This is a genomic window from Mesorhizobium sp. M8A.F.Ca.ET.021.01.1.1, assembly GCF_003998025.1.
Classification (GTDB): Bacteria; Pseudomonadota; Alphaproteobacteria; order Rhizobiales; family Rhizobiaceae; genus Mesorhizobium.
This window is the reverse complement of the sequence record NZ_RZSJ01000929.1, coordinates 1-1,352: the sequence shown is the minus strand read 5'-3', so window position 1 is coordinate 1,352 and position 1,352 is coordinate 1. Positions and strand designations below refer to the sequence as shown.

At 63.7% G+C, this 1,352-nt stretch carries 3 protein-coding genes; all 3 read left to right on the top strand.

What is annotated here, in order from left to right:
• The coding region (locus EOA36_RS35550; RefSeq protein ID WP_145969518.1) for an iron chelate uptake ABC transporter family permease subunit at positions 1-314 on the top strand (314 nt) is incomplete at its 5' end.
• 149 nt (positions 315-463) lie between these two features.
• Positions 464-943, top strand: a complete 480-nt coding sequence (locus EOA36_RS35545; protein WP_127281245.1) for a MarR family transcriptional regulator — start codon at positions 464-466, stop codon at positions 941-943.
• On the top strand, positions 940-1,352 hold a 413-nt coding region (locus tag EOA36_RS35540; protein ID WP_127281244.1), incomplete at its 3' end, for a biotin/lipoyl-binding protein. The genes EOA36_RS35545 and EOA36_RS35540, both read left to right, overlap by 4 nt.

Here is a 1,352-nt window from a genome sequence, read left to right as displayed (position 1 = left end):
GTCTAGGCGTGCCGGTGGCGCGCATGCGCAGGACGACTTTTCTCGTGGCCGCTTTCTCGACGGCAATCCTCGTCTCGGTCGCCGGCGTGATCGGCTTTGTCGGATTGATGATACCGCATCTGTCGCGGCCGCTGGCCGGTCCACTGCATCTGCGCCTGATCACAAGTTGTGCGCTGTTCGGGGCGGTGCTGCTGCTGGCAAGCGATCTCCTGGCCCGAACCTTGCTGCCGCCGCAGGAACTGCCGATCGGCATCATCACCAGCTCGCTCGGCGCGTTCTTCGTCGTCACCATGGTTGTCCGAAACCGCCTGTGAAGACGTGCCCTCCGAGCGTTGTTGCGCACGGGTACACGTTCATCTGCCGCTAACCAGGATCGGATTGCAGGCCTGCCATGCGCATTTTGCCGGCTTTCATCGCGCTGTGGCATCTTGAATAGTAAGCACGCTTATTATATCTATCGCTCATGGTTTCAGATGGCATCGACAGATTGGGATTTTTGATCCACGACGTGCAGCGCCTGATGCGCAAGCGCTTTGAGGCGCGCGCCAGCGGGCTGGGCCTGTCTTCGGCGCAATGGCGGCTTCTGGTCCGCGTTGCCAAGGAGGCGGGCGTAGCGCAGGCGCGGCTCGCCGAACTGCTCGAAATCGAGCCGATCAGCGTCTCACGCCTGGTCGACCGGATGGAGGAGGGCGGCTGGATCGAACGCCGCTCCGACGCGGCCGACCGGCGCGTGCGCATGATCTTCCCGACCGAGAAGGCGAACGCGGCCTATGCGGACGTCAAGAGCCTTGCTGGCGAGGTCTATGAGGAATCGCTCAGCGGCGTTTCGCCGGAAGACCGACGCGTCCTGATCCGGGCGCTGGATGTAATCGTACAGAATCTGACGGACGGCGAAGCTTCGTCGCTCGAAAAGATCAAGAGTGCGGAAGGTGCGGCAGCATGAACGCGGTAGCCAAGGTCGAAGAAAACGCTCCCAAGGTGGAGATGGAAGCGCCTGCCCAGCCGGCCGCCGCTCCCGTCGCGGTCGCTCCTCCCGTGCAGCCGGCCCCGGCGCCGAAGAAGAAGCGCCGCATCGGCCGCTTCTTCCTGATGTTCGCCTTGCCGGCGGCATTGGTCATCGGCGGCGGCTATGTCTGGGTGACGGGCGGGCGCTACCAGGAAACGGAAAACGCCAATCTGCAGCAGGCCAAGGTGTCGATCGCCTCCGACACGGCCGGTCGTATCGTCCAGGTCGCCATATCGGACAATCAGACGGTGAAAAAGGGCGATCTCCTGTTCGCCATCGACCCCGAGCCTTACCGGATCGCGCTTGGGCAGGCCGACGCAGCGGTGGCTGCCGCGCGCCTCAATGT

Bases quoted from the DNA above. Each gene is read 5' to 3' on its own strand.
- EOA36_RS35545 (WP_127281245.1), top strand. From the start codon at position 464: ATGGTTTCAGATGGCATCGACAGATTGGGATTTTTGATCCACGACGTG.